This is a genomic window from Alkalihalophilus marmarensis DSM 21297 (genome assembly GCF_000474275.2).
Lineage (GTDB): Bacteria > Bacillota > Bacilli > Bacillales > Bacillaceae_D > Alkalihalophilus > Alkalihalophilus marmarensis.
In genome coordinates, this window is the sequence record NZ_ATAE01000056.1 from 173,693 (window position 1) to 194,646 (window position 20,954).

Here is a 20,954-nt window from a genome sequence, read left to right on the forward strand (position 1 = left end):
GTGATTAGAAATGAGAATATCAGATTTACTAAAAAGTGAAACGATTGTCCTTAATATGAGCGCCACTAAAAAGGGAGAGGCTATTAGTGAGCTGGTGAACTGCTTAGATAAAGCTGGCAGACTATCAAATGCTAAAGAATACAAGCAGGCTATTGAGGCCCGTGAAGCACAAAGTACAACAGGGATCGGTGAAGGCATTGCGATCCCGCACGCTAAAACGAGTGCAGTCAATACACCAGCTATTGCTTTTGGCCGCTCCAAAGACGGGGTTGATTATGAAGCATTAGATGGCCAGCCGAGTTATTTATTCTTTATGATTGCCGCATCTGAAGGGGCAAATAATGAGCATCTAGAAACTCTTTCAAGACTTTCAACCTTTTTAATGGATGAAGCATTACGTGAAAAGTTAATGCAAGCGCAATCAAAAGAAGAAATCCTGGCTGCGATTGACCAAAAAGAAAGCGAAGAAGAGATTGAGGCTGAAAGGGAGAGTGAAGACACATCTTCAACAGGTATTCAAATCCTTGCGGTTACAGGCTGTCCGACAGGAATTGCTCATACCTACATGGCTGCAGACGCCTTAAAGGAAGAAGCCAAAAAGCAAGGTGTATCCATTAAAGTAGAAACAAACGGTTCAAGCGGAGTGAAAAACCGCTTGTCAGATCAAGAGATTAAAGACGCAAAAGCGATTATTGTTACAGCAGATACAAAAATTGAAATGGACCGATTTGCTGGTAAACCTGTGATTCAAGGACCTGTAACCGATGGAATTAGACGTCCAAAAGAGCTTATTCAACAAGCAATCGCAGGTGAAGCGCCGATTTATCAAGCTAGAGGTGCATCTAGTGGTGAAAAGAATGCAGGAGAAGGGACTAAGAAAAACGGATTCTATAAACACTTAATGAATGGTGTATCCAACATGCTTCCATTTGTTGTTGGGGGCGGGATCTTAATTGCGATCTCCTTTATGTTCGGTATTGATTCTGATAATCAATTTGCCCAAATGTTAAGTGAGATTGGTGGAGGAAATGCATTCTTCCTGATGATCCCGGTATTATCTGCTTTCATTGCGATGAGTATTGCTGATCGACCTGGCTTTGCCGCTGGTATGGTAGGGGGACTAATTGCATTAAATGGTGAAGCTGGTTTCTTAGGCGGCTTAATTGCTGGTTTCCTTGCAGGGTACCTGGCTCTCCTTGTGAAGTGGGCGCTAAGGGGGCTGCCAGCTTCTCTAGAAGGTATTCGTACAATTTTGTTTTACCCAGTCTTAAATATCTTCTTAACAGGAATGATTATGCTTCTTCTTGTTACTCCGCTTTCTGCGTTTAACACGGGACTTGAAAACTGGTTAGGCGGTATGGGCACAACTAATATGGTCATCCTCGGATTGATACTCGGAGCAATGATGGCGATTGATATGGGTGGTCCGATTAACAAAGCGGCATTTACGTTCGGTATTGCGATGATTGATGCCGGGAATTTTGGTCCGCATGCTGCTGTCATGGCAGGCGGGATGGTTCCTCCATTAGGTATTGCACTTGCTACAACATTCTTTAAACAGAAGTTTACAAAGCAAGAACGAGAAGCAGGAAAGACTAACTATATTTTAGGGGCATCATTTATTACAGAAGGGGCTATCCCATTTGCAGCATCAGACCCTGCACGTGTCATCCCAGCTGTTATTACAGGATCTGCAGTAGCAGGTGCTTTGACGGCATTGTTTGGCATCGGTTTAAGAGCACCACACGGCGGAGTATTTGTTATCCCGTTAGTTGAAGGCGGGTTCTTATTATATGGATTAGCGATTTTAATAGGAGCTGTAGTTACGGCTGTTATGTTAGGAGTATTGAAAAAACGAGTTGCATAAAAAACACGCAACAAATGACCAAGGTGATAGACGCCTTGGTCTATTTTAATTAAAATTAGTTGATCAGTTGACTGATTTTTCTATATACTTTGTATGAATGATAGTGAAATGAGGTATGAGGATGATAGATGGCACATGTTTTCTAGAGGCAACCATAGATGAACTTCAAAGAATGATGGACCAGCAAGAAGTAACAGCGGTAAAACTGACCCGATATTATTTGGACCGAGTCGCAGCTTATGATCAACAACTTTCTTCTGTTTTAGAGATAAACCCTGATGCTCTACATACTGCAGCGGCACTTGATGCTGAGAGATCACGAACAGGCAAAAGGAGTATGCTGCATGGTATTCCCATTTTATTGAAGGATAATATTGATACGAAAGATAAACTGCATACGAGTGCCGGAGCGCTTGTTTTAGAACATTCTTATGCAAAAAAGGACGCTTTTCTTGTTAAGAGATTACGTGAAGCGGGAGCCGTTATTTTAGGGAAGACGAATATGTCAGAGTGGGCCTATTTCATGTCAACCGAAAATATGCCCAGTGGATATAGTTCAAGAGGAGGACAGACAGAAAACCCTTATGGAATAGGGAAATTTGATGTAGGCGGCTCAAGTTCGGGCTCAGGTGCGGCGATTGCTGCAAACTTTGCGGTTGCTGCAGTTGGAACGGAGACTTCGGGTTCGATTTTAAGTCCCTCTAGTCAAAACAGTATTGTGGGAATTAAACCGACGGTCGGGTTAGTTTCAAGATCAGGGATTATCCCGCTTTCACACACGCAAGATACGGCAGGCCCTATGGCAAGAACTGTGAGAGACGCTGTATATTTATTATGCGAAATGATGGGTGAGGACGAGGACGATCTCATTACAACAGTTTGTCCTTACCAACCAGATCAGCTGTTGAAGGCGTTGAATAACAGCAGTTTACATGAGAAGCGTATAGGTATTGTCCGTGAAAAGGTGATGGACCTTTTGGGAGAAGAGAAGGGGGAGGTATATGAGACAGCATTAAAACAATTATCCCACGCTGGTGCAAAGGTGATTGATGATGTGAAAATACCTTCTAGTACAAGGAAGTGGTCTTATAACGTATTAACCTATGAATTTAAAGCAAATGTAAATAAGTACCTCTCAGAGCTTGATTCATCTATTTCTGTCCGGACGCTTACTGATATAATCGATTGGAATAAGAATCATCACGAGAAAGCGTTAAAGTACGGACAGTCATTACTTATTGAGGCAGATAAGACTTCTGGCAAACTAACAGAGAAAGACTACCTAAAAGCACTGAATGAGGATGCATATTTTTCAGCAACAGAAGGAATAGATGCGGTTTTAAGAGAACATCAACTTGATGTCATCGTGTTTCCAAATAATTTAGGGGCAGCTATCCCTGCTAAAGCCGGCTATCCTTCAATAACTGTACCAGCGGGTTACACAGAATCAGGTGAACCAGTCGGGATAACATTTACTGCTAAAGCGTGGCAAGAGCCATTATTAATTGAGATTGCAGAAGCATTTGAGAAGCTGACGAAGGCAAGAAAGCAGCCATTACTATAATCTGTGTGTCGCTAAATTTTGATGTTTATGCTAGACTAAACACTAGATTAACAATTAAATGATTTCCACTAGGGGTGTCAGTTTGTCTGACTGAGAGAGGGAAGCCTCAACTCTTATAACCTGATCTAGCTTGTACTAGCGTAGGGAAGTGGTGGCACATTCTATTTAACGTCGAATAACTATGTGTACATGACATCCCCTCCGTGGAAACGAAAGGGGATTTTTTTATGAATCGGGAACGTTTAACGATTATGATTGAAATAGCAGTTATGGCAGGACTTGCGCTTGTCTTAAGCTTTGTCAAATTTGGAGCGCTGTGGGCGATGGGCGGTTCGATTTCTCTTGTGATGGTTCCTATCTTTCTTCTAGCCTTCCGCCGAGGGTTAAAAGTTGGACTGTTAACAGGCCTCCTCGTTGGTTTACTAGGGCTCGTAACAGGACCGACAATTGTCCATCCTGTTCAGTTGGTGCTCGACTATCCTCTTGCTTTTATGGTGTTAGGGTTTGCGGGGCTATTTGCTTCAAGGCAGGCAGTTCCTAAATTAAGCTATATTGTTCTTGGTTTAGTGCTGGCTACTGTGTTGCGTTTCTTAAGTCACTTTGTTTCCGGAGTCATTTGGTTTGGACAATATGCACCGGATGGAATGAACCCAAGTGTCTATTCTTTTCTATATAACCTTTCGTACCTGCTTCCGGAAATGCTCATTACCTTGGCCATCATTTTATTTTTGGCAAGGTCTTACTCACAATTTTTTAAAGCAGGTAAAACAAGTACAGTGTTATCTTCTTAATAATTATCAGACCTCCCGAATTTTTGGAGGTCTTTTTTGTGGTTAAGAAAGGGTTTTCCAGCCAGCATTTAGGGAATAAGTAGTATAGAAGCAGATTTTGGGAGGGGATAATGTGAAGCGAACTGAAACACAAGCCTTAATTGAAACGGTAATGAGTGACTTAGCTGAGCGCAGCAGTTTTTTAGGCATTGAAGACGATGAAAAAAGAAGATTCGTTTGTGGATCGGCAAAAGAAATCCTAAAAACAACGGATAAAGTAATTAAAAGCTACATACGAGTATCTACTGAGAAAGACGGCATTGTACGGATTCCGGCATACCGGGTGCAGCACAATAATATTAGCGGCTTCTATAAAGGCGGTATTCGTTTTAGTGAATTTGTCAATGAAGCAGAAGTTGAAAATCTAGCTATACTTATGACCTTAAAAAATGCCTTGCACAGGCTTCCATACGGCGGGGCAAAAGGCGGAGTTCATGTAGATCCGCGCAAATTCACAGATAAAGAATTAAACTTAATTAGTAAAAAATATGTCCAGCGTTTTTCTCGTGATATTGGCCCGAATCATGATATCCCGGCACCGGACTTAGGCACAAATGAGAAAATTGTTGATTGGATGGTAGGAGAATTCAAGACCATCCACCCAGGTGAACCATATTTAGGATCATTTACAGGGAAAAGCGTAGAGAATGGCGGAGCACGTGGAAGACGGGAAGCGACGGGAAGAGGGACCTTTTTAAGTTATTCTTGGCTTCTAGATCAATGGTCAGGCACTCACGCAAACGGAACAGATATTAATCGTCATAAACAATGGGACACTTTAAAAACATTGAGACAGCAGGCAGAGGATGGAAAGGCCATTCGTGTCGCTGTCCAAGGCTTTGGTAACGTGGGGGGAGTGGCAGCTCTTGAAGCGTACCAATATATGGAATATAATCACCGGGTAGTTGCGGTATCTGATCGTTTTACTACTCTCTATCATGAAGATGGTCTTGATGTGAAAAAGCTGATCGAGTATACAAAGAACGGACGGGACCTTCCGTCCAATCGAGAGCAGCTTCTAGAAGCTGGGGTTACCGCTCAAGTGAAGCCTGTAGAGGACGTGTTAACCATTGACACAGATGTATTAATTCTGGCTGCGATTGAAGGTCAAATTCATCAAGATAATATGGAAGATGTTAAAGCCAAAGTGCTGATAGAAGGAGCAAATGCACCGATTTCACTAGAAGCAGATGATTACTTCGAACGTGAAGGCACGGTTGTAATTCCAGATATTTTGGCCAATGCAGGCGGTGTTATTGTGTCTTATTTAGAATGGAAACAAAGCCGGGTGACAGAGTTATTTACTGAAGAAGAAATCATCGAAAACATGTCCAAACAAATGATAGAGACATTAAAAAATGTCTATGATACGTATTTCTCATCAGTCGGTCAAACGATGAGGACGACCTGTTTTACGTTGTCATTAGAAAGATTGACAAGTCTTTTATACCGTCACGGTAAATTGTTTTAAAGGTAATAAAAAGGCTGACTCTGTGATAAGAGTCAGCCTTTAAAATTATTCGACTGTAAATACATCGCCATACGAATAATCAGTTTTACCTGCTTTCGTTGAGAAGGCAACAAGACGATATTTCCCTGGAGCTAATGCTTCACCATTAATCGTTAGATCATAAGTGAAATCATAATAACCTGCAGCAATATTTGTATCTACGAAAGCACCACCTACTGGAGATGATAAAGTTTCAGTATATACCCAGAAATCTAGCTCCTCAGCACCGCCTGGTACATAAGCTGAACCAACTAGATCACCAGTCGCAGGGTTAGTGTTGTAAGCAAGTGAAGTGATACGAGGATAGTCTGGTTCTTGTACGAACAGAATAGTAGGAACCTCAAACGAATTTGTCCCATCACTTACAACAATAGTTCCTGGATAGTATCCAGAATCGAGCTTACTTGCATCCACTTGAACATTGAAGTTGATTTTCTGTGTTTTGTTCGGTTGTACGCGTAAGTTTTTACTTGTGTTTACTTTGATGGCTTCTGCACCTTTTTCAAATTTAACATCAAACGAATAAGCTTTGCGTTCATTTGATAGGTTATGAATCGTAAAGTGCTGACGTTCTGTTTGCTTTCCTTTTTTCTTGCTAAATACTCCAAACGAATGGCTTCCAGGAGTCACAAGTGTTTTTGTTTCAATTGCATCTAGCACACGGATACTTCCTGCCCCTTGTGTATTATGAGGGTATAGGTTTCCGTTCGCATCATATAAGTTTTCTGCTGTATTCATTAAACTTGCTTTAACAGCATCTACTCCCCAGTTAGGGTTCGCTTCAAGAATAAGCGCTGCTGCACCTGCCACGTGAGGAGCTGCCATACTTGTACCTTGAAGTGCTGCATAACCATGCGGGTTACCTGCTTGGTGAGTAGGAACTGTACTTGTAATATTGACACCAGGTGCTGATACGTCAGGCTTGATCATCCATGTGTCCATAACAGGACCGCGAGATGAGAAGTCAGCAACTGTTTCGCCAACCATTTTATCAAATTCGATTGAGAAGCTTACTGTATTAAAGCCGTCTTCAACGCCATCACGCATTGCTACGCCATCAGCGTTTGATAACATAATTGTAGGAACGGCCATACCAGGAACTTCTGGCATTACTCCCTCAACGTTATTGAAAATAATCGCTCCAACAGCTCCAGCTGCTTTCGCGTTTTCAGCTTTCTCTACAAAAGGATATTCACCGCGTATGATTAAAGCGATTTTACCTTCAACGTTTACATCTTCAAAATCTGCTGGACCACCAAGGTTTGCATAAACAAACTCAATTTCTTCTCCGTCTAATGCTAATAATTCTTCAACTGATGAAAAGCCCATTACTTGTGCGCTGTCAAATGCTTGATCAGAGCCAGTTGAAATGTCTGCGCTGTATACTTCGTAAGGCAAGCGAGTTGCGCCTACAGAGATTGCTTCACGAGAAGTACCTGGAGAACCTACAGTCCAGTTGTTAGGACCGCTGTTTCCATTTGATGTAACAGCAACAACACCTTCAGCCATTGCCCAGTCAAGTGCGATGCTTGTTGCCCAGTCAGGGTTATTTAAAGAATTTCCTAATGATAGATTCATAACATCTGCACCGTCTTGAACGGCACGCTCGATACCTGCTACAACATTTTCAGTTGTTCCGCTTCCGCCTGGTCCAAGAACGCGGTATCCAAGAAGGGTAGCATCTGGTGCGACACCTTTAATTAGACCGTTAGCAGCAACTGTTCCAGCAACATGCGTACCATGGTTTGTTTGACGGCCGCGCGGGTCACCTGGAGGTGTTTCTTGTGGGTCATCATTGTTATCAACAAAGTCCCATCCTTTGTAATCTCCGAATGCATGTGCAAGATCAGGGTGAGTATAATCGACACCTGTATCAATTACAGCAACCGTTACGCCTTCACCAGTAAAACCTGCATCCCATGCATCGTTTGAACCGATATGTGGAGCACTGTCAAGCATTGCCGGGCTGTATGCATCCTCTTCAATCATAAATCCTTCATCAATCGTTGTCGTTTTGTATTCAACATCAGGATAGATCGCTTTAACTCCTGGGATTGTTAGAAGGTTTGGAATTTCGTTTCTTTTTAACTCTACAGCAAATCCAGAGAAGATATACTCGTATTCTTGTCCGATTTTACTAGAAGCTGTTTCCTTTAACACATTGTTTTTAACTTGATCACGCTTTGCTTTTAAATTTTGTTTTGTTTGGTTTTTACCTTTGTGTTTTGCTTCTACAATTGATTCTTCTTCTAACTCAACAATAACCGTTGTAGGAGCAGATGATTTCGTATCAATCTCTCCCATAATTTCTGCAAGAGGTGTGTTCGTCTGATTAGCAAGAGATGCTGTGCCGAAACTAGTAAGTGCTAAGGCCAACACTAATGTATAGATGACGAACGATTGGAAGGTTCGTTTCATTTAATAGATCATCTCCTTAGATTAAGTAGAAAATAGTCGCTTTCTGGTGGGATCCTGCACAAGAACGCAATTATTTTCGTTGTAATGGCAATATTCTATTAATTTTTACATATTCCTTCATGATTTCCCTAAATTGAGTCTTAGTTCCTTATGCTGTAAAAAAATGCTTAAAAATGAGGCGAGTGGTACTAAAGGCATATATAAGAAACTCATTTATTTCAATTAATAATTACCTTAATGGATCAAAACTATTAGTATACTAATATTGTAAATGAGTATTAAGTTATAGGTTTAAAGGGCTGTTTTGTTTAGGGGCGGTAATATTTAGTGAATAAAATATTTTAAAATACGAAACTTTTTAGAGGAGCAGGGAGTTGGAGGGTATAAAATATGCATGCTATCCTTAATGGTATCAATGACATCGTCATAACGATAAGAAAGGGAGGAGTTATCTATGATCCACATCCTTTTTTCTCATGCAGCGAAAGCAACGTTCACTCAAGCGTTCGAAGATACAATCTTGCCTTTTTCCGGAGAGGTATTTGTTTTCGAACCTTATTTACAAATTGGTAATCTTTCAGATAAGGATCTAAGGCTAAAGCAGCTTAGCCAAGCGTTTGGAACAAAGAGCGACCAAAATGAGCGAGAAGCGTTAAAGAACATGCTGAACGAACAAGCAGATACTATTAACAATCTAATAAATTATCAGAAAAAAGTAATTTTTTGGCTTGGTGAAGAAGCGGCGGATGAGCTGGCGTTTATGTATCTGCTTTCTAAACTAGAGCTAGCTCGAGGTAGTTTTTCTTTGCAGGTAAACAGGGTAAGGGGGCCATTATTAATTCGGGAGCTGCCGCCTGAGCGGTTGGAAGCTCATTTTAACCCAGTAGAGCTAACAAACGATGCAATCTCCCAGCTTCAAAAGTCATGGGAATTGGTAAAAGAAAAAGAAAGCGACCTGAGAGTGCGGCAGGCAGACTTTATCTTTGAACATCCTTCATTTCATCACTATGATCCCATCATTTTATCGAATATAAAAGATAACGACGTATATGAAGCGGCTGCTTTAGTCGGAGAGATGTATGGAAAAATTCCTCATCTGCCGTTTCCATTTTTTCTATGGAGATTATATGTGCTGCATGACATGAAGTTAATTGATTGGATAGAGAAGGATGACAAGCAGCCTATGTCCGGTAAAATTGTCTTGAAGTCTTAATTAGAGAGCCTGTGTAAGAAGTCCATTGTATCATTCACGCGTTTTATGAGTCGGTTAGAGAGCTCATTACGCCCATGTCTAGTAGAATTGAGCCACTCCACATAAAGAAACAAAGAGCTGCTTAACTAGAGCAGCTCTCCATCATCTATGGTCGCTTACTATATCTGTTCCAGAATGTGAGAATCCATGAGAATGGAAAGGGGAGTTTATAGCCTGCCTTTTCGAATTGACGAAGCAAGTTGATAGATGCTCCGCCAATACGGCGGTGTTTGCGTAACTCTTCTTCATCAGCACGAACCGTAACGCGGTAGCCATCCTCCAAACCTTCAATTTTAATCTCCTTTGCACCAACTTTTTCTGTCGTTTCTAGCTTCTTTTGCATAAAGATCCCTCCAGTTAAAGTCTTTTGGTTGTTGCATAAAAAGAAATTCCACCGATGACCAAAGGAATACTGCTCCCAATCAACAATGCAGTATGATCAAAAAATAAAGCTGTCAAGATTCCAATCAAGCCGATTAACGTAAATAGAAATGAATAATGTCTCGACCATTTTAGTATCTCGTTTTCTCTATTTTCCCTATGCTGCTTTTCTTGAAGTTCTCGATATAATCTTGGTTCATCAAAAAGTGCATCCAGTTTGCTAGGGAACCTCAATATAGGAGCGCCATACTTTCTGAGCCAATGAGAGAAGGATGAGTATTCATCCTTCTCTCGGTTTCGTTCTAACCAATCAAGGACAATCGGCTTACCTAATTCGAATAGATCCAATTTAGGATCAATACTGTATAATACTCCTGTTAAAGTTGAGACAGCTCTGCCGAGAAAAGCGAATTCACTAGGCATTTGAACAGGAAGATCTTTAAGCAGCAGCCTGAAGTCTGCTAATAGCTGGTTCATAACGTCCTCGTCCCAGCCATTAATATTTGCTGTGAGAGCTACATCTAGAAATTGGCGGATCATTCTTTCTATCTGCTGTTTATCTGCATTTGGCAAAAGGAAGCGTAAACGTTCAAGCGATTCAACAACTTGGCTGTAATCACCTATTACAAGTGCTTCTACGAGAGTTTGCAGCTCCCTGCTATCTTCTTTTTTGATAGTAGCTACCATTCCAAAATCAATTAAAACAATCGTCCCATCCTCTTTTAGCAGGATATTACCGGGATGAGGGTCTGCGTGAAAAATTCCTTCTTGTAATAATTGATCAAGAAAAATAGTGAGGATTCGCTTAGAAGGCTCTTCTTTTGAGTAAGGAATAACTTCGATTTGCTCTGTATCGATTACGCTTTTGCCATCTATCCATTCCATGACTAGAACCTTAGCGGTTGTTAGTTCGTTGTTAAATGCAGGGATGTGTACATAAGCAGAGTTTGCATATCTTTCTTTAAAAATAACACTTTGTATACTTGTCCAATGGGAGCAGAAGCTATAGGTTCTTTTTCAATTGATTGAAGAACATTTTCATAAGAGGTGTCCCATTCTGTTTCTAGGACTTTTTTAGTTTGAGTCCATGGAACGGGGGGAACATGATCTATTAAATCGACCAATTCTTTTAAGAAGACTTCTGGGAGGAGATCGGCACGAGCAGCAAGGAATTGTCCTAGTTTAATAAGCAAGCCCTCAAGTTTTAAAGCTGTTTGCTTATATTCTCGTGCTTGCTGGTGCAGGAGGCTGTTCCACTTCTCTTCGTCCCAGTGGTTTTGATGCTTTCTTTGGAATCGAATAATTTGTAAGAAGAACTTTATACTCATGAAGACGATGGTGAACATTCGATAAATAGGCAAATTTTTCACAGAATCAATCACCTTCAGTTTTTATTTTATTATACATGCTGTATAATGATTGTGCATATATAAGGCCTTGTGTTGGGGGAAGCGGGTGATAAAGTGAGACTTGAACGTTATTCCTATATGAAAAGAAATCGTATAAAAGCGTATTTTGATCACTTTCCAGGCTCTCCTGTTATATTTAGCAAGATAGGGTCTTATTATTTTGTTTACGTAATACAATGGTCAGAATACGATCCCATTGTCCTTCGCAGAGATCTTGAAGAAATGGAATGGCTGTTGAATAAAGAATTAGGTCTTAACGAGGAATATATAAATAGACGTTCTTATAGAAACGACTAAAAAGGAGAAGGAGATAAAGACATGTTATGGCTAAAGTAATGGTAGTAGGAAGTATAAATAGTGACCTAGTCGTACAGGTAGAACGTTATCCGCATGCTGGTGAAACACTGAACGGCTCAGAGCTTGCATGGTTTCCGGGAGGGAAGGGTGCCAATCAGGCGGTTGCGGCTTCCCGTTTAGGAGCAAAGGTAACGATGGTTGGAGCAGTCGGGCGTGATTTTTATGGAGATGAATTGATCCATTCCCTTCAACTTAATTTAGTAGATATTAGTTATGTGAAAAGAACATCAGGCGCATCTGGGGCTGCTATTATTACGGTAGAACAAAACGGGGAAAATCGAATTATTTTATCACAAGGTGCGAATAAATATGTCACACTGGTCAACCCAGAGGAATTAGATGGAATCGATTGGCTGATCGTGCAAAATGAAATTCCTTGGAGCGTAACCGAAGCAGCGATTCAGCTTGCTCATGAACGTGGTGTGAAGGTACTGGTTAATCCTGCACCAGCTGCATTTATTCCGCACAACTTATATCCATTGGTTGACGTGCTAGTCGTTAATGAAGTTGAGGCAAAGGAAATAATGGGTGCAGAAGCAGATGAGCTTTCAGAAGAAGACACTGCCAGAAAGTTGGTTTCGCTAGGCGCTAGAGCTGTCCTGTTAACTCTCGGGGCGCGAGGCTCTCTTTATGTTACGCAGGATAAAATGTTAAGAATTCCTGCATATCCTGTAAAAAATATTGTCGATACAACCGCAGCAGGTGATACATTTATTGGCGGCTTTATTGCTGGTGTAACAGCTGGCAAGGCAATAGAAGAGGCCCTGCAATTTGCAACAGCAGCATCAGCGGTTGCTATATCTAGACTAGGTGCTCAAGCCTCGATCCCTACAAAAGGAGAAGTGGAAGCCTTCATACAAAAGCAATAGAAAAACGACTCATCGTCATATGCGATGAGTCGTTTCTTTGTTTAGACTGTTGCTTTTTGCAGTTTGTCGATAAACTTTAATGAACGTCCTGTACCTACAGCCACTGATTCAAGTGGATTTGGAGCAAGGTGAACAGGAACTGAGATCTCTTCTGAGAACCAGTCTTGAATACCGTTTAATAGAGCACCGCCGCCTGTAATCATTACACCACGGTCAACAATATCACCGCTTAGTTCAGGAGGGCAGTCCTCAAGAGTAGCTCTTACTGCTTCAAGCACTTGCAGAAGAGACTCGCTTAATGCTTGTTGAATTTCCGTCGAGTGAAGAGTGATGGTTTTAGGAAGACCATTCACTAAATCACGACCGCGTACTTCCATTGTCAGCTCTTCATGTTCAATAGGAGCATAACCGATTTCCATTTTGATTTGTTCTGCAGTACGTTCACCGATTAATACATTGTAGGATTTACGTACATGTTGAATGATCGCATCATCTAGCTTGTCTCCGCCGATACGGACAGAGTTACAAGAGACAACCCCGCCAAATGAAATGATCGCGACTTCCGTGGTACCTCCGCCAATATCAACTACAACATTGGCTACAGGCTCATCTACTGGTAAGTCTGCACCAATTGCTGCTGCTACAGGTTCTTCAATGATGTGTACATTTTTAGCACCGCAGCTTCTGACAGCATCAAGGATTGCTCTGCGTTCAACAGAGGTAGAGCCAGACGGCGCACACACGACGACATTCGGCTTTCTTAAAGATAAACCAAGCTGTTTGCTCGCTTTTTTCATTACGGCACGCAGCATACTAGCTGTCACATCAAAATCTGCAATGACACCATCACGTAGAGGGCGTACAGCTACAATATTAGCAGGAGTTTTTCCTACCATGCTTTTTGCTTCAGCACCAACAGCAAGCACATCACGTGTTTCTGTGTTTAATGCTACAACGGAGGGTTCATTTAAAACGATACCTTTATCTTTACTGTAAACAAGTAAATTTGCTGTTCCTAAGTCAATTCCTAATTCTGCATTTGACCACATAGTATTCACCAACTTTTCATTTAAAAGTCATCTTATAAAAGTCTTCATAGTAAGCTAGTTTAACAGTCCTTCGGATAGATTCAAAGGGGCGTAACGCTTATCTTCTATGTAAGAATATGAGAGATGTATGGGACTTGTTATAAATTTATCTAAAAATCTTCCAAACCTTGCTAATATAAGGCTTTGGTAGGTCTTTTGGTGCGGGTTTTTCCTCTTGCTTGCTAGAAGCTATTACTATATTAGATTGTCTATGCTAAATAAATATAAACACAAGAAAGACCCAGCCGCAGCCAGGTCTTTCCACATAAGGTGGGGGAGGGTGATGCTCATTGCTTGTTAGGCTAGGCGGGGGAGTCGTAAGGGTGCTCAAGCCTTACTTCTTAGCGCCTGTCTAGTCTTATAATTACCCGCCTTGAAATCAATTAAACCTAAAAACAATTATTTTTTTAAAAAATTATTTTGCTTGTTTGATAGAGACAATATTTTTGTCACCATGTTTAGCAGAAGCAGTTTTTTTCACTTCAATAAATTCATTTTCGGTTAAGTTAGTAAAGACAACCGGAGTAATAGAAGAGGTTGCTTTTTCTTTAATGAATTCTAAATCAAAGCGCAATAGCTCTTGGCCTTGTTTAATGTGATCGCCTTCTGAAACAAGAGCGTCAAATCCTTCTCCTTTTAAGTTCACTGTATCTAAGCCGACATGAATCAATACTTCTTTTCCTTCGTCTGTTACTAGGCCAAGAGCATGCTTTGTCGGGAATAGTGTCACAACTTTACCTGAGATTGGAGAATGCACGACACCTTCAGCAGGTTCAATCGCAAACCCATCACCCATCATTTTTTGTGAGAATACTTGATCCGGAACTTCAGTTATTGGAAGAACTTTACCTGAGATTGGCATTGAAAAATCAATGTCGCCAGCTACCGCTTCTACCGTTTCAACAGGTTCTTCTGCTACCGGCGTACGCCCGCTGATAATATCATGCATTTGTGTTTTAATCTGATCTGAACGTGGTCCAAAGATCGCTTGAATATTGTTGCCCATTTGCATAACGCCAGAGGCACCAAGTTTCTTTAAGGTGTCTTTTTCAACCTGATCAGCGTCTTTAACACTTACACGTAAGCGAGTGATACACGCATCAAGGTTTACTAGATTTTCTTTTCCTCCAAGAGCACGAAGGACGTTATATGGAAGATCGCCAGCTGAAACGCTAGTCGTATCAGCGTCTTCGGCTACTTCTTCACGACCAGGAGTCATTAGATTGAACTTCTTAATCGCATAACGGAAACCAAAGTAATAGATAACTGAGAATGCGAGTCCAACTGGAATAACAATCCACCAATCCGTACGGTTAGGAAGGACCCCGAATAGTAGGAAGTCAATTACACCGCCGGAGAAAGTCATTCCGATTTTAACATCTAGAATCTGCATAATCATAAACGATAAACCAGCAAACACCGTGTGAATCGCAAATAATAATGGTGCTACAAATAAGAAACTAAATTCAATTGGTTCAGTGATACCAGTTAAGAAAGATGTTAAGGCTGCTGAACCCATAATTCCTGCCACGACTTTCTTTTGTTCAGGACGTGCGCAGTGATAGATTGCTAGAGCAGCAGCAGGCAGACCGAACATCATGAATGGGAATTTACCAGTCATAAACGTACCAGCTGTAAGCTCAACACCATCACGAATTTGTGCAAAGAAAATTGTTTGATCGCCTCGTACAATTTGTCCGGCAGCATTAGTGTACTGTCCGAATTCAAACCAGAATGGTGAGTAGAAAATGTGGTGAAGTCCAAATGGAATTAACGCACGTTCAATCACACCAAAAATAAAGGCTGATAATGTTTGATTAGACTCAACCATTAAGTAGGACAGGTTGTTTAGTCCAACTTGAATCGTAGGCCATATCCAATAGAGAATAACCCCGATGAATAAAGCAAAAAACGCTGTAGCAATCGGTACAAATCGTTTACCTGCAAAGAAACCTAGGTAAGAAGGCAATTCAATATTAAAGAATTTTTTATAGGTGTAGGTGGCGAGAAGCCCGGCTATAATACCCCCGAACACACCTGTTTGAAGAGTAGGGATTCCTAGTACAGAAGAAATACCAGGGTCAGCACCAATCATCTCCGGTGTCCACTCGCCGTATCCTCCTAGAACGCTCATTGTTACATTCATAATGAGGTACCCAATTAGAGCAGCAAGACCTGCAACCCCGTCTCCATTTGATAATCCAATCGCAACACCAACCGCGAATAGTAAAGGCAGGTTCGCAAATACGATGTCTCCTGCACTTTCCATTACACTTGCTAACAGCACAATCCAATCTGCTGTTAAAAAGGGAAGGCGTGCTGTTAAGTCTGGATTTTGCATCGCATTTCCTAATGCGAGCAGAATACCTGCAGCAGGCAAGAGAGCAACAGGAAGCATCAATGCTTTACCGACACGCTGCAATACACTAAAAGACTGCTTAAACATGTAACATTCCTCCAATTTTGTTTAGAATTTAAAGTAGTAAGCTGATCTTTAAAACAACAAAAAAGACATGAGTGGAAAAAGCGAACACATCAACTGAATAACGAAATATGTCAGAAGGCATACTTCTTGTTCAATTCATGTGACCGCTTTCTTTTCCTCTCATGCCTGCATAACCAGTAACACGTAAAAAAGAAACGTATTGAGTATTTAATTACTGCTTCGATAAACGTTGTAAATGAAGCGTTAAATAAACTGCTTCAGCATCTGGAACCGTTTTCCTTAAAGCTTGCTGCATAATCTTGATCAGCTTCCAGGACAAATTGTAGCATACAGGATATTCAGATTGCAAGACACTTTTTAAAGCTTCTTGATTGTCTTCATATTTTTCTTTGTTAATCCGCTCAATTGCATGGTGAAGGTGACGAACTAAACGCAGATAATCCACATCCTTACGATCAATAGAGATCCCTAATGAGCTTTCGATGACTCCGACGAGTTCACTGATCAAACGAGTATGTCGATTTACCTCCTGAAGCGGCCTCCGGGTAAGGGCGCTGTGGATATGCAGGGCTACAAATCCAATTTCTCCTTCAGGAATATTAAGTGTAAGCTCTTGATTCATATGCCGAATAATCGTTTGGGCCATTTCAAATTCATCTGGGTAAGCTAATTCGGTCTCTGGAAGGAATGGATTTTTAATATCAAACCCTTGGTGAATGCGTTTGATTGCATAGAATAAGTGATCAGTCAGGGCAATATGAATATGTTCATGCAACCGCACTTTAAACCTCTCTTCAATCATTGAGATAACATCATTCATAAGACCGATAAAGGCTTCATCTACATAATCAAGCAGCTGCTTGTATTGTTCTTGTTCCTTTTCCTCTTTTAATACAAAGAATTTCTCAGCAACCTCACCAGCGACTTCTTCACCAGATTTTTTGCCAAAACCAAGTCCTTTCCCGATCAAAATGACCTCAGCATATTCCGGGTGCTCCGCTATCAACACATTGTTATTTAAGACCTTTTTAACAGTAAGCATACTGCCCCTCCTCTCAGTAAGGTATAAGTAGGTATCATAATAGCTGTTTTTATTAGATCAGGTCAATAAAAGATCATTATATTTCTTTTTTAAAATGATACGATGAATGCGAGGATATAAGTAGAGCCAACAAAAAAGGATGAAGAAAAAGGGCGGGTGAGGGAGTCATGTCAAACGAGAAACCTATTTTATTATTTGACGGGGTTTGTAATGTATGTAACGTAGCTGTTGATTTTATTTTAAAACATGAGAAAGAAGAACAATTTCAATTCGCTTCATTGCAGTCAGAGAAAGCAAAAGAAATAATGAAACGGTATAAGATTTCAGCAACGGTTGATTCTATTATTGTAATAGAACATGGCAAGGTCTATACATACAGCACAGCAGTTTTGAAAATCATTCCAAAACTATCGCTTGGCTGGCAGTTTTTCCGCCTATTTGTCATTTTGCCTAAGCCATTGCGGGATGCTTTGTACCGGCAGTTTGCTAAGCGTAGGTATCAATTTTTCGGAAAAAAAGAAAGCTGCAGAATCCCTGCGCCAGAAGAGAGAAAGCGTTTCCTTGACTAATAGAAGTTAGAATGGTAAGAAATTTCCGGTTGTTCTGCCAGTATTGCTTTGCTACTATAGTGAAGTTATTATATGTGGAATGGTTTAAATGGCGGACGCGTTGAAGGGTTAAAGAGTTTCGTCAGTCGAACGTTTTATAGTAGTGAAAGTGAGGAGTTGAGCAGGTTGAAACAACAAGAACAATGGTCGTCAAAACTAGGGTTTATCTATGCGACCGCTGGTACTGCAATCGGGCTTGGAGCCATTTGGAAATTTCCTTATGTAGCCGGAACAAGCGGTGGGGGTGCTTTTTTCTTTTTATTTATTTTGTTTACTGCACTCATTGGGCTGCCTCTATTAATTGGCGAGTTTTTACTGGGCCGGCATACCGGAAAAGATGCTATTTCTACCTACAAACAATTAGCACCTAAAACAGCATGGGTTTCAACAGGCTGGATCGGCGTAATTACATGTTTTATTGTTTTATCCTTTTATAGCGTGGTAGGTGGATGGAGTTTATTATATTTATTCCATTCTATTACAGGGCAATTGTCTGGGCTGACAGTGGAGCAATACGGTGAGCGCTTTGGAGAAATTATTGCGAACCCTGTGCCAACACTTGGAGCACAGCTGCTCTTTATTGTATTCACCATTCTCGTTGTATCAAAGGGTGTGCAAAAAGGGATTGAGCGAGCAAGTAAGATTATGATGCCTGCGTTATTTATCTTACTTATTGTTATTGCTATCAGATCTCTTACATTAGATGGTGCGATGGAAGGTGTGCGTTTCTTACTGCTTCCTGATGTATCAAATATCTCATCAGAAACGGTTTTATTTGCATTAGGACAAGCATTCTTTGCTTTATCACTAGGTGTTTCCATTATGGTAACGTACAGCTCATACGTACCAAAAACACAAAGTCTGTCATTGTCAGCTGCATCAATTGGAATTATGAACATCTTTGTTGCTCTTTTATCGGGACTGATTATATTTCCTGGAGTCTTTACGTTTGGCCTTGAACCAAGTGAAGGGCCGCCATTAATCTTTGTGGTACTTCCAGCCATTTTTGAACAAATGGTATTTGGTGAAATCTTTTTGATCGCATTCTTTGTTTTATTTGTCTTTGCAGCACTTACATCCGCTTTTTCAATGCTAGAGATTATTGTTGCGACACGAGTAAAAAAAGATATCACAAAACGCCCGAAAGTAAGCTGGATTGTAGGTCTTCTAATCTTCATACTAGGGATTCCTGCTTGTTTATCATACGGGGCATTGGCAGATGTACAGATATTCGGGCGGACATTCTTTGATAACGCTGATTATTTGGTGAGTAACATTTTGATGCCTTTTGGAGCACTGTTAATTTCAATCTTTATTCCTTTAAAGATGTCTAAAACAACGTTATTTGAAGAATTAAAACAAGGGTCGTCTATAGGGTCAAAATTATTTATGGTGTGGTACGTATTACTAAAATATGTGACGCCGCTTGCAATTATTGTTGTCTTTTTAGATGCCATAGGTATGTTTAGATAAAAGGGAGTAGAGCAGTCTGTTAGGGGCTGCTCTTTTTTTGTGGCATAGATATGACATAATTTTCTGATACATTTATGTTTTTCAAATCCTCTTAACGTGTTAAAATAGGTAAACAAGAGATGCATCTAAGGGCATCAATGGGGAGGGGACCTTATGGAGACAAACAAATTTCAAGCTTACCTAAATGAACGGTTAGAAAAAGCAAAACAACAATTTGAACGAACGATTGATTGTAAACACACGGAATTTGATGACCTCTATCCTTACATGACTGAGCAGCCGCAATTCTTCTGGTATAAACGTTATGTTGCCTGGCAAGAATTGTTGACAGTCGTTAGCATTACAGAAGACAATGAATTTGATTGGAAGTCACTGTTTACCGACAAGCAGAAATCCTACATTGAATCACGCATTTTGGACGCAAAAGTTCTTGATGACTGGTATGAGATGCAAGAAGAAAAAGAAGCGGAGCAATCAGCTCAAAATGAATAAATATCAGCCCCCTAAGTACTTGCGGCTTAGGGGGTTCCTTATGTATTGGAGTGGTTATAAATTGAGAAGGTTAGGGTTTATAGTACTAGCGTTGATATTCGTTTTGATCATTCAAGCATGTAAAGTAGGTGAAGAGCCCTCAGATGATGAGTCTGAGAATGTGCCACCTAAAGAGGAAGCGGCTTCTAAAGAAGAAGATCAGCCCGATGTGAATCAGAGGGAGGTGGAAGAGACTACGATCAATTACGATCTTGATCTGAGCCCATTTGAACGTGAACCTAGTCAGTGGGGCGAAAATGTTGATGGAGTGAAAACGAAAATGGATACAGATGAACAGCAGATCGCACTGACGTTTGATGCTTGCGGTGGTCCGTATGGCAATGGCTATGACGAGGAGCTGATCACATACTTACTAGAAGCCCAGATACCTGCTACGTTATTTGTAAATCAGCGATGGATTGATGAAAATGAAGAGCTCTTTCTAATGTTAGCGGATGAGCCTTTGTTTCAAATTGAGAATCACGGAACACAGCATGTACCACTTTCGGTAAACGGAGGAACGGCATGGGGTATAGAAGCAACAGAAAGCCCGAAAGAAGCACAGCAGGAAGTGTTGGGCAACCACAAACGAGTGTATAAGCTGACCGGGAAAGAAATGTCTTTGTTTCGCTCAGGAACGGCCTATTATGATGAAGTGGCTGTCAGTCTTGTTGAATCTCTAGGGTATGAAGTCGTGAATTTTGATATTTTAGGTGATGCAGGGGCAACGTTTAGCAAGGAACAAGTAACGAACGCATTACTTCAAGCCCAGCCAGGCTCTATTGCTCTTTTGCATATGAATCAACCGCAAAGTGGAACGGCAGGCGGGGTAAAGGAAGCTGTCCCGCTTCTTAAAGAACAGGGGTTTGAATTTGTCCAGCTTCAAGATGTTGAGTTGAAGTAAGGCTTAGACATACTTAACGCCGGGGTTCGGTCAATAAAACTCGACTAAATGGAAAACTCAAACATGCTGTAACATGTAAGGCCCTGCGGATCTCATACTTGCTCTAGGCCCATCGGAGTCTGCACGTAGTTCATTCGCGATGGTATTGCTTTTTGTAATTATTATGTGTAGTGATGAAGTTATAGCTTCAAAATCTACTTAACACAAAGTGCCTATATATGGTTTATAGCATAGTTGCCGCTCCTGAAATATGCTTCGCTTTCCGCGGTGAGCTGCTGAGCTTCCTCGGGCTTTTTTGCCCTGTGGGATCTCACCCCTGCTCTAGGCGAGGCCACTGATAAACCCATGGTTTTTTTAGTGGCCTGAGGAAATGATTAAAAAAATAAAAAAAAGGGCAGTTTCTTC

Annotated in this window: 18 protein-coding genes and 1 riboswitch; of the genes, 11 read left to right on the forward strand and 7 right to left on the reverse strand. The window is 40.9% G+C overall.

Annotated elements, in window-relative coordinates:
• Nucleotides 1-10: 10 nt before the first annotated feature.
• The 4 genes from A33I_RS18460 to A33I_RS18475 all read left to right on the forward strand — a co-directional run bounded on the left by A33I_RS18460 (nucleotide 11) and on the right by A33I_RS18475 (nucleotide 5,732).
• Nucleotides 11-1,867 (forward strand): PTS fructose transporter subunit IIABC, encoded by a 1,857-nt coding sequence (locus A33I_RS18460; protein ID WP_022629799.1) that lies wholly within the window; start codon nucleotides 11-13, stop codon nucleotides 1,865-1,867.
• Nucleotides 1,868-1,988: 121 nt separating this feature from the next.
• Complete coding sequence (locus tag A33I_RS18465; RefSeq protein ID WP_022629800.1) at nucleotides 1,989-3,431, forward strand: amidase family protein; 1,443 nt, start codon at nucleotides 1,989-1,991, stop codon at nucleotides 3,429-3,431.
• Nucleotides 3,432-3,491: 60 nt separating this feature from the next.
• Nucleotides 3,492-3,595: riboswitch (TPP riboswitch) on the forward strand.
• A 63-nt stretch (nucleotides 3,596-3,658) separates the two neighbouring features.
• A complete protein-coding gene (gene thiT / locus A33I_RS18470; RefSeq protein WP_022629801.1) occupies nucleotides 3,659-4,222 on the forward strand; it encodes an energy-coupled thiamine transporter ThiT in 564 nt (187 codons plus the stop codon).
• Nucleotides 4,223-4,334: 112 nt separating this feature from the next.
• A complete protein-coding gene (locus A33I_RS18475; RefSeq protein WP_022629802.1) occupies nucleotides 4,335-5,732 on the forward strand; it encodes a Glu/Leu/Phe/Val family dehydrogenase in 1,398 nt (465 codons plus the stop codon).
• A 45-nt stretch (nucleotides 5,733-5,777) separates the two neighbouring features.
• Here A33I_RS18475 and A33I_RS18480 read toward each other — a convergent pair whose 3' ends face one another.
• Nucleotides 5,778-8,189 carry a S8 family serine peptidase gene (locus tag A33I_RS18480; RefSeq protein WP_022629803.1) on the reverse strand — a complete coding sequence of 804 codons (2,412 nt, stop codon included), beginning with the start codon at nucleotides 8,187-8,189 and terminating at the stop codon, nucleotides 5,778-5,780.
• A 454-nt stretch (nucleotides 8,190-8,643) separates the two neighbouring features.
• On the opposite strand from A33I_RS18480, the gene A33I_RS18485 reads away from it, so the two are divergent.
• Nucleotides 8,644-9,402: a DUF1835 domain-containing protein gene (locus A33I_RS18485; protein WP_022629804.1), complete on the forward strand. Its 759-nt coding sequence runs from the start codon at nucleotides 8,644-8,646 to the stop codon at nucleotides 9,400-9,402.
• Nucleotides 9,403-9,547: 145 nt separating this feature from the next.
• Here the strand turns inward: A33I_RS18485 and A33I_RS18490 are convergent, their stop codons facing one another.
• From A33I_RS18490 to A33I_RS18500, 3 genes are read right to left on the reverse strand one after another with little or no spacing between them, the layout of a single operon-like run.
• Nucleotides 9,548-9,784, reverse strand: a complete 237-nt coding sequence (locus A33I_RS18490; RefSeq protein ID WP_022629805.1) for a hypothetical protein — start codon at nucleotides 9,782-9,784, stop codon at nucleotides 9,548-9,550.
• Between the two features lie 14 nt (nucleotides 9,785-9,798).
• The gene (locus A33I_RS18495; protein ID WP_338012143.1) at nucleotides 9,799-10,803 is read right to left on the reverse strand and encodes an ABC1 kinase family protein; all 1,005 of its coding nucleotides are present in this window, start codon (nucleotides 10,801-10,803) and stop codon (nucleotides 9,799-9,801) included.
• Complete coding sequence (locus A33I_RS18500; RefSeq protein WP_031311847.1) at nucleotides 10,728-11,192, reverse strand: AarF/UbiB family protein; 465 nt, start codon at nucleotides 11,190-11,192, stop codon at nucleotides 10,728-10,730. Before A33I_RS18500 ends, A33I_RS18495 begins: the two co-directional genes overlap by 76 nt.
• Before the next feature lie 93 nt (nucleotides 11,193-11,285).
• Between A33I_RS18500 and A33I_RS18505 the strand changes: the two genes are divergently transcribed.
• Nucleotides 11,286-11,528, forward strand: coding sequence for a hypothetical protein (locus A33I_RS18505; protein WP_031311848.1), 243 nt, complete (start codon nucleotides 11,286-11,288; stop codon nucleotides 11,526-11,528).
• Between the two features lie 26 nt (nucleotides 11,529-11,554).
• Nucleotides 11,555-12,457, forward strand: a complete 903-nt coding sequence (rbsK, locus tag A33I_RS18510) for a ribokinase (RefSeq protein ID WP_022629807.1) — start codon at nucleotides 11,555-11,557, stop codon at nucleotides 12,455-12,457.
• Between the two features lie 41 nt (nucleotides 12,458-12,498).
• On the opposite strand, the gene mreBH is transcribed toward rbsK, so the two are convergent.
• The 3 genes from mreBH to glcT form a co-directional block, all read right to left on the reverse strand.
• The gene (mreBH, locus tag A33I_RS18515; RefSeq protein WP_012957508.1) at nucleotides 12,499-13,506 is read right to left on the reverse strand and encodes a rod-share determining protein MreBH; all 1,008 of its coding nucleotides are present in this window, start codon (nucleotides 13,504-13,506) and stop codon (nucleotides 12,499-12,501) included.
• Between the two features lie 454 nt (nucleotides 13,507-13,960).
• Nucleotides 13,961-15,991, reverse strand: coding sequence for a glucose-specific PTS transporter subunit IIBC (gene ptsG, locus A33I_RS18520; RefSeq protein WP_022629808.1), 2,031 nt, complete (start codon nucleotides 15,989-15,991; stop codon nucleotides 13,961-13,963).
• 211 nt (nucleotides 15,992-16,202) lie between these two features.
• Entirely contained in the window at nucleotides 16,203-17,033 is an 831-nt protein-coding gene (gene glcT / locus A33I_RS18525; protein ID WP_022629809.1) for a glucose PTS transporter transcription antiterminator GlcT, read from the reverse strand.
• Nucleotides 17,034-17,200: 167 nt separating this feature from the next.
• Between glcT and A33I_RS18530 the strand changes: the two genes are divergently transcribed.
• The 4 genes from A33I_RS18530 to A33I_RS18545 all read left to right on the forward strand — a co-directional run bounded on the left by A33I_RS18530 (nucleotide 17,201) and on the right by A33I_RS18545 (nucleotide 20,549).
• Nucleotides 17,201-17,602, forward strand: coding sequence for a thiol-disulfide oxidoreductase DCC family protein (locus A33I_RS18530; protein ID WP_022629810.1), 402 nt, complete (start codon nucleotides 17,201-17,203; stop codon nucleotides 17,600-17,602).
• Between the two features lie 156 nt (nucleotides 17,603-17,758).
• Nucleotides 17,759-19,114 carry a sodium-dependent transporter gene (locus A33I_RS18535; RefSeq protein WP_420796766.1) on the forward strand — a complete coding sequence of 452 codons (1,356 nt, stop codon included), beginning with the start codon at nucleotides 17,759-17,761 and terminating at the stop codon, nucleotides 19,112-19,114.
• Between the two features lie 153 nt (nucleotides 19,115-19,267).
• Nucleotides 19,268-19,606, forward strand: coding sequence for a hypothetical protein (locus tag A33I_RS18540; protein WP_012957513.1), 339 nt, complete (start codon nucleotides 19,268-19,270; stop codon nucleotides 19,604-19,606).
• 40 nt (nucleotides 19,607-19,646) lie between these two features.
• Nucleotides 19,647-20,549 (forward strand): polysaccharide deacetylase family protein, encoded by a 903-nt coding sequence (locus A33I_RS18545; protein ID WP_022629812.1) that lies wholly within the window; start codon nucleotides 19,647-19,649, stop codon nucleotides 20,547-20,549.
• Nucleotides 20,550-20,954: the final 405 nt, after the last annotated feature.

Bases quoted from the DNA above. Each gene is read 5' to 3' on its own strand.
- A33I_RS18460 (WP_022629799.1), top strand. From the start codon at position 11: ATGAGAATATCAGATTTACTAAAAAGTGAAACGATTGTCCTTAATATG.
- A33I_RS18465 (WP_022629800.1), top strand. From the start codon at position 1,989: ATGATAGATGGCACATGTTTTCTAGAGGCAACCATAGATGAACTTCAA.
- thiT (WP_022629801.1), top strand. From the start codon at position 3,659: ATGAATCGGGAACGTTTAACGATTATGATTGAAATAGCAGTTATGGCA.
- A33I_RS18480 (WP_022629803.1), bottom strand. From the start codon at position 8,189: ATGAAACGAACCTTCCAATCGTTCGTCATCTATACATTAGTGTTGGCC.
- A33I_RS18485 (WP_022629804.1), top strand. From the start codon at position 8,644: ATGATCCACATCCTTTTTTCTCATGCAGCGAAAGCAACGTTCACTCAA.
- A33I_RS18490 (WP_022629805.1), bottom strand. From the start codon at position 9,784: ATGCAAAAGAAGCTAGAAACGACAGAAAAAGTTGGTGCAAAGGAGATT.
- rbsK (WP_022629807.1), top strand. From the start codon at position 11,555: ATGGCTAAAGTAATGGTAGTAGGAAGTATAAATAGTGACCTAGTCGTA.
- mreBH (WP_012957508.1), bottom strand. From the start codon at position 13,506: ATGTGGTCAAATGCAGAATTAGGAATTGACTTAGGAACAGCAAATTTA.
- ptsG (WP_022629808.1), bottom strand. From the start codon at position 15,991: ATGTTTAAGCAGTCTTTTAGTGTATTGCAGCGTGTCGGTAAAGCATTG.
- glcT (WP_022629809.1), bottom strand. From the start codon at position 17,033: ATGCTTACTGTTAAAAAGGTCTTAAATAACAATGTGTTGATAGCGGAG.
- A33I_RS18530 (WP_022629810.1), top strand. From the start codon at position 17,201: ATGTCAAACGAGAAACCTATTTTATTATTTGACGGGGTTTGTAATGTA.
- A33I_RS18540 (WP_012957513.1), top strand. From the start codon at position 19,268: ATGGAGACAAACAAATTTCAAGCTTACCTAAATGAACGGTTAGAAAAA.
- A33I_RS18545 (WP_022629812.1), top strand. From the start codon at position 19,647: ATGTATTGGAGTGGTTATAAATTGAGAAGGTTAGGGTTTATAGTACTA.